Raw genomic sequence first — 7,327 nt, 5'->3', positions numbered from 1 at the left:
AAATGCTCAATTCAGTTGTTTGCTTCCCTAATTAAGTTTTCGGACGACCTCCCCCGAAATGACAACTATACCTTTTATAATCTTCTGTTATCATTTTTAAAGCATTCCTATAATCCATTATCATAAATAAAAAATTATAATCATTTTATATTTTATTTACTTTGAGTTTTATCATCAAATAAACCACTCAATATCTCCAATCCTGCAAGGAAATATATTTATTAGAACACCTGTTACACATCATACAATGTATGATAAAAGTCCAAGTAACCTTGTGCTGTATTGTCTACATTGTACAATTTGACGACATGCTTGTAAGCAGATTCCATATATTCATTAGTCGGATAATGCTCTATGATCTTTGTGAGCTGCACTGCACAATCATCTATTATCTTATTCTTGAATGTAAAACCATACTTACCTTTTTCAATGATGGCAAGTGGTCCTTCGTTATCACTTACAAGGACTGGGATTTTTGCACCCATTGCTTCTGCCACAGTCAAGCCGAACCCCTCAAATCTCGAAGGTTGAACAAAGAGGTCATAGTCACATAGATGTTCATAAATATATTCACGTGGTTTGTTACCCAAAATTGAAATGAATGATTCCAAATGACAGTTCTTTATCATTTGTTTTAGCAGATCCATATCAGGACCTGTACCTATGAAATCTAAATGAATATTCTTTTTTCCTTGAGACAAAATCTTTTTAATAGCCTCCACTAAGATATCTTGCCCTTTCTGTTCAAAGAGAATTCTGCTTACTTGGACTATTTTAAAAGTCTCATTTTTCCCAATTCTCTTATTTTGCTTGATTAAAGAGAAATTGATACCATTGTCTATAACAACACTGCCATGTATACCTCGCTTTTCTAAATCCTCCTTTACAGACTCAGAAATTGCAATGATACCTTTATGCCATCTATAATTCTGAATAGTTATGTTAGTATTGTGTACAGTGCGTACATAATTACGCTTCAGCCATAACCACTTTATCAAATCAGCATTATGAAGATGGACAATGTCAAAATGATGCATCAATAAGAATCCGTTAATCTTCAACAAATAAAGTGGATTCTTGCATCCCTCATTTCTGCCTAATAACTTAACATGGCATCGCTTATCCATACGGTTGAATATACTATAGTCTATTCTGTCGTTAATTATCAATAACGACACGTCTTCATAATTCACCTGATAGTTGATAATATCAACAAGCATATTCTCCATACCACCATTAGCTAACGACCAGCAAATATGTAATATTTTCATATCGGTAATATTGTAAGTATTATATAAAGTATTCGCTCTAAGGAAATGAAACTGCTGCAATTGAAAAGCTTATAAAACTTCAAATAATATAGTCAACTGTATAGCAATGTATTCTCTCTACAAATACTTATAATTCTAATTTTCAATTTTAATTAGGTATCCAAGAACATATAATTCTTGAGCAACTCACTTTTTACGGTTCTTGCTTTCTTTTTCAAATAATTAACAATGATAAGTAGTATTAGTGGAAATCTCCTGTTTAGGAGAGATGGTTATCTTATTCGGATTCTGAATGAAGAACGCTCCCCACCAACCGAAAGAACTGTTGGTGATGACGGCGTGCTTGCAGTGCGCCATAAGCTGCATGTCACGGAAGCTTTCCTCTCCCTTATTCCAATCCACGAAATATATCTTGTCTTTCACAAAGTCGAGGTTGAAAATCTGGGCATTCTGCTTACACCATTCCACGCTCCCTGAATCGCAGAAGAAAACGAACACAGGATTCTCCACCTTCTTCTTGATATGACTGATAGCTCGCTTGAAATAACCGAACTTATAACAATAACCATTGCAGCCGAGCATATCGCCACGTCGAGCATGGATGGCAACGGCATTACAACCATCAAGGAAGGCTGCCATTTCCTTGTTCTGAAAATCCTTGAACTCCGGAAAAGTGAAAACCTCCCTTACTTCCTTCTCTATCCGCTCCATACCGCTCCCGATTCTTTTCAGAGAAAGCCATTGACCTGTGAACACGCTGTCATCCCCTTCATAGAAAACATCTTGATAATGACAGTCGCAAGTGATGAAATGCTGCTTGCGGACTGTGCGATAGGTGCGCTTGAACAAGTCACCCAATGGCGAGTCTATCAACCTTTCCTTCAACGTTGGTTTGTATTCCACCTTCATGTTGAGGTTGCGTGTTGCTACCTTCAACTCGAAGTCGCCTCGGATGTTCCGGATGTCGAGTCCAGCATTGCACAAAGCGTATGTGATATATACTGGATAGTTCCAGTTTTTGTCCCAAAACTCAGAGGCATGCACCTCTTCCATGATTTTCTGCCACTCCTCTTCCGTAAATCGCTCCTTGATATTAGGAGCATCTATGCCGAAAATGCGTTTCAACTCATATCCATTCCACTGATTGATGACCTCATTACATTCGGGAATGTCGTAAATCATCGTCTCTATGTATATATCCTCATCGGGATGAAGGCTTTTCAATGCCAAGTATTCACAATAGCTTAACATTTGGTTGCCAAGACCAGATTCAATATGTACTATTTTCATTGTTACAATTTATTATCTATACATTTTTTATAATTATTGGACCATACTATTCCTAAGGTATACCAAAAAATATAATTATATTGATGAGAATTACTTAAGACACTAGCTCCAAGCATCGCTATAATAAAGAATAAAAGAATAGAATTTTCAACAACAAGATATCGTCTTTTAACGCATCTCACAATTGTGAAAGAAATAATACAGCACAACAAAAACACGCCTAAATACCCTAACTCTGCGACATGACATTGAAATTCATGATCAACTATAGCCCACATTCCGTGTTCTCTAGCAGGATAGCCATATCTGCCCAATCCATCTCCCCAAAAAGAGTATAAACTAACACCACCTGCGGTGTGCTCAAATCTGTCTGACATGGAATTATTTTCTGTCAGATTTAACATATGATCATTAATATATCCTAAACTATCCGTTGCAAATTGAACAAACAGAAAAGCAAAAGTAAAAAAAACGAAGAAAACTAATAGTATCTTCTTTATTTTCTGTGACATGGGCTCTTTTCTTGCAAAAAAGAGCATATATATCAAACAAAGTACATATACAACAATGGTCACTCGCAATTGGGCTAACATCAGCACAACTATACAAATAAAAAGAGTTACAAAATTTAAAAGTAATTTTTTAGTTTTGTCAACGCCAAGAATTACTCTATATGTTAGCCATAAAGAGTAAAGTAATGTCGCATAACCCAAAACATAAGGATGCCCCCAAAACGAAGAAAGGCGATAAACACCAGATATGCTCATTTCATTAGCATATTCACCAATTTGTGACTCTTTCATCACTACATACCAAGAAGGATGAAGATAATAGAATGCGATACCACAAATCATAGTAAATAGTAATGGATATTTCATTTTATCTAAATAAATACTTATATCTATATTTATATATCTACCTATAAAATAGCACATAACAGGAAATACATGCGACAAAAGAGCTTTATAAAAGAATTCACCATGATAATTATAATCAATTAAAAGACCATTAAAAAGCATATAGGCTAAATAAACAAATACAAGGATATCGAAGCCATTAGTTTTTATTTTTCGAGCACAACAGATTCCACTCAATAAAAATACTACAGACATAATCTGTGAAATATGTAAGTCAATATTTATTAGATTAAAAAGTCTGAGAATTAAAGTGAGAAGGAAAAAAGAAGACAGCACATAAAAGGCTAATTTAATTAGTTTATTTTCCATTTGCAATCACATTAAAATATCTTTCACACGCTTTTCCATCCACATACTTATGATACATGCCAACAATCTCGTCACTTGGTTTCATTGCATCATAATGAAATTTTGTTTTCTTTATCAATTCGAAGAATTCATCCTCTGAATAGCAGAAATGTCCTGGAGGATTCTTTCGAATATCATAATGACAGCCAACATCATTATGCTCAAAATCATCATATATATAGAAAATGATGGGACGTCGAAGAAGTAGGTAATCCATCCACACGCTGGAAAAATCCGTTACCAAGACATCAGAGTGATAGATAGCCACTTGCGGATCTATCATTTGTGTCGTAATGTCAATAATACAATCAGAACTGTAAAATGACTTGCATTGTTTAATCATGTTAGGGTGATTTTTTACAAGCAACACCACATCGTTTTCTCGCATCCATCGTTGAATGTCAGGACGGTCCTTAAAAGGTGTAGGCGAAGCCTGTCCCTTGCCGTAAGCACGATGAGTAGGCATATAGGTGATGACGAACTTCCTTTCTGTGCCATTCACCCATTTCTCTTTTCCCATTCTTTCTGGTTGGAACAATGCGTCATTTCTTGGCATCCCCATCACTTTTACTGGTGGTTTGTTGCCAAAGTCCTTCTCCATATAGGGTTTCAAGAAATCAGAAGTAGCCGCTACGAACTCCACATCATTCATTGAATAACCGTCATTAAAGAAATGCGTCAACCACTCCTTAAAACGAACAAGCACTGATTCTTTCTTGTGGTATTTCTTCCAATAAGCAGTATCTTTCAAAGCACTTTGAGCTATTTTAAGAGGTTGCCCATGCACCAAATAAAAGAATCTACGGTCGTGTTTTTTATATGTGAAATGTATATCCGCTGTAGTCTGTGTCGTAAATATACATTCTGCTTTTACAGCTTTAAATATCCCTTTTAGAGAATAGTTCATCTCTACAGGAATACCTTTAGCTCGCAAATCATCATACACCTGCGATGACCAAGTAAGAAAACAACAGTTGTAATCAGGATGATTCTTCAGCATATATTCCAATAGATATTTTGAGCCTTCTCTATAGCTTTTGCCATAATCGGCTCCAAACACCCATGTTTTTTTCTTTATTGGAATGAATGCGTTCAGCAGTCTTGCGAATGCTCCATATAATGTTATCGGTAACATATTTATTTTTTGATTTTATTGATAATAGTACTTCTTATTTCTATCATTATATTATCTTTTCTCAGCATTACATAATATAAAATACAAGCCGTAACGCAACCTATTGCCAATTGCAATATTGGTGCTATCGTCGTGAATGTCAGTACGTAAGCAGGCAAACATGCCAACAGCGACACTGTCAAATACTTGATGAAATCTGAGAATTGTTTAAGATACCCCAAGCCGAAAAGCTTGCCTGTATAATAGGTATTAATGAAAAGGGAAACTTGTCCATTCAGTACCTTACTAACACAGATAATGACTACCCCAAATGGAATGGAGCACATCAATATTAGGAATGCTATCACCTTCTTGATAATTTCCAACCTAAGATATAAGTCTGAGCGACCTTTAACTTGCAATAGGTTCAAGTTGAGTTTTGAAATATGTTCTGTCATAAAGGCGAAACAAAATATCTGCAAGAATAATGTCGCATCAAGCCATTTCTCTGTAAGAAGAACCAAAATCAAAGGTTTGGCAACTGCTGCCAATAACATCAAGAAGAAGATAATAGGTATAGATGTAACACGGATATACTTTCTATATACCGATACCAATCGTTCATCATCATTTTGTATCTTCGCCAATATTGGAAACGTGACTCTACCTATGGTGTCTATGATTGCCGTGCTTGGCAAATGAGCAAACTGCTGACCACGAGAATAGTATCCCAAATCTTTTGGCGTGTAGAATTTGCCGATTGCCAAGGTTGTCATATTAGCATAAATGGTACCTAACAGATTGGAAGCAAGCAATTTGCTTCCGTATGAAAACAAGTCGGTGAAAGATGCCTTGGAAAATACAAGCATTGGCTTCCACTTGGTCTGATACCACAATATCACACATCTGAATATTGCTCCAAACACAGTTTGCCATGCCAACGCCCATACACCATATCCATGATAAGCCATAGCGATGCCAATGCAGCCAGACAATGAGACTGAGAAAACTGTGGCTCGTGCTTGTGCCTTGAAGTTAATGTCAACAGTCAACTTGGCGACTTGTACTATTTCCAATGAATTGACAAATATAGAGAGACCTATGATTTTAAGCAAGTCACTCAGTATGGGCGTATTGAAAAAATCGGCAACCAATGGCGAAATCAGAAATAATATGCCATAGCAGACAATTCCCACCACTATATTGAAATAGAAAGCCGTAGAACAATCTGTTTCAGTTCGATCAATCTTTCTGATAAGCGCATTGCTGAATCCTCCATCTATGAATGTCTGTGAAATAGAAATAAAGATTGCCAACATTCCCACCAAGCCAAAATCTGACGGAGATAGCAATCTGGCAAGTATCAAGCCTATCACAAATTGGATGCCTTGCAATGCAATCTTTTCAATAGCTGTCCATTTTACCCCTTTTAACGTGTCTTTTTTTATATCTTCTGTCATTTATTCTTTTACGAGATAATCTAAATAATTAAAATCATTTAATTCAGAGACTTTTACATACCGTACTCCAGATGCCGCAAAATGATTTTTCATCTGCATCTCAAAAGCATTATTCAGCAAACGGTACACACCTGTTGCTTTCAAAACTGCAGGACTTCCAACAAAGAAGTTTCCCTTAGTCGTTATATCTGCGAAAGACTTTAGTACAACAGAATTTCCAGATACAATTGAAAACGATGGAATCGTAACACCCTTCATTACCGAAACTCGTGATGCCAACCAAACATTATCGCCAATATATACTTCGCCTATGGGGTTTCCTATTGTCTTCTTATTATCATTATACACCAAATGGCAGTCTGAGTCCATGACTTGGCACTCCCATCCCAAACGGCAATGGTTTCCTATCGTCACGGTCTTTTGAGAATAGATCTTGGTGCGCTGATTGATTACACAATCTGAACCAATTCTAATGTTTCCACCTTCTGAAGTTATCAAACTGACACCATTATGAATCAACACATCGTTACCAAATGACATTGTTCCATTTTTAGCGAAACGAATGAGTGTATAATTGCTTTTGGTGGAAATCATAGGGAATGACGTTATTCCTATCTTGACCATATAACGGTTTAGCCGTACATTGTCATCCAACTTGATACAGCCTTTATACAGATGTTGGAACTCAACTCTCCAACCAATCTGCAATGGCAATTTGACAGCGACTTTCAATGGGAAAATGCTGAAATTCACATAAAGTGTTTTCAGAACGTTATACGATAATAGTCTCTTTATTTTGCTTATCAACATGGCTACTCCTTTCTTTTTAAGCAGCCATGCGACAAGCTGTATATGAATTACTACTATTTACCCCCCCCCAGCCCGTCCGAGAACGGCCGTTTTGGGGTGTATCACATAGGGTAGAAC

6 protein-coding genes are annotated in these 7,327 nt (G+C 36.4%); all 6 read right to left on the bottom strand.

All coding sequences use genetic code 11. The features are described 5' to 3' along the window. Positions 1-233: 233 nt before the first annotated feature. A complete protein-coding gene (locus tag KSW37_RS14770; RefSeq protein WP_217315148.1) occupies positions 234-1,271 on the bottom strand; it encodes a glycosyltransferase family 4 protein in 1,038 nt (345 codons plus the stop codon). Between the two features lie 222 nt (positions 1,272-1,493). Further along, positions 1,494-2,561, bottom strand: a complete 1,068-nt coding sequence (locus KSW37_RS14765; protein ID WP_254368691.1) for an alpha-1,2-fucosyltransferase — start codon at positions 2,559-2,561, stop codon at positions 1,494-1,496. A gap of 2 nt (positions 2,562-2,563) precedes the next feature. Continuing rightward, positions 2,564-3,673 carry a hypothetical protein gene (locus KSW37_RS14760; RefSeq protein ID WP_217743519.1) on the bottom strand — a complete coding sequence of 370 codons (1,110 nt, stop codon included), beginning with the start codon at positions 3,671-3,673 and terminating at the stop codon, positions 2,564-2,566. A gap of 103 nt (positions 3,674-3,776) precedes the next feature. Continuing rightward, positions 3,777-4,961 (bottom strand): CDP-glycerol glycerophosphotransferase family protein, encoded by a 1,185-nt coding sequence (locus tag KSW37_RS14755; RefSeq protein WP_217315144.1) that lies wholly within the window; start codon positions 4,959-4,961, stop codon positions 3,777-3,779. A 2-nt stretch (positions 4,962-4,963) separates the two neighbouring features. Next, the gene (locus KSW37_RS14750; protein WP_217315142.1) at positions 4,964-6,400 is read right to left on the bottom strand and encodes a lipopolysaccharide biosynthesis protein; all 1,437 of its coding nucleotides are present in this window, start codon (positions 6,398-6,400) and stop codon (positions 4,964-4,966) included. Beyond that, positions 6,401-7,024, bottom strand: a complete 624-nt coding sequence (locus tag KSW37_RS14745; protein ID WP_217315140.1) for an acyltransferase — start codon at positions 7,022-7,024, stop codon at positions 6,401-6,403. It abuts the gene before it with no gap. Positions 7,025-7,327: the final 303 nt, after the last annotated feature.

Source organism: Segatella copri, assembly GCF_019127135.1.
In the GTDB taxonomy this organism is placed as follows: domain Bacteria; phylum Bacteroidota; class Bacteroidia; order Bacteroidales; family Bacteroidaceae; genus Prevotella.
Note: the sequence above shows the minus strand (reverse complement) of the source record. Positions and strands in the feature narration are given on the sequence as shown.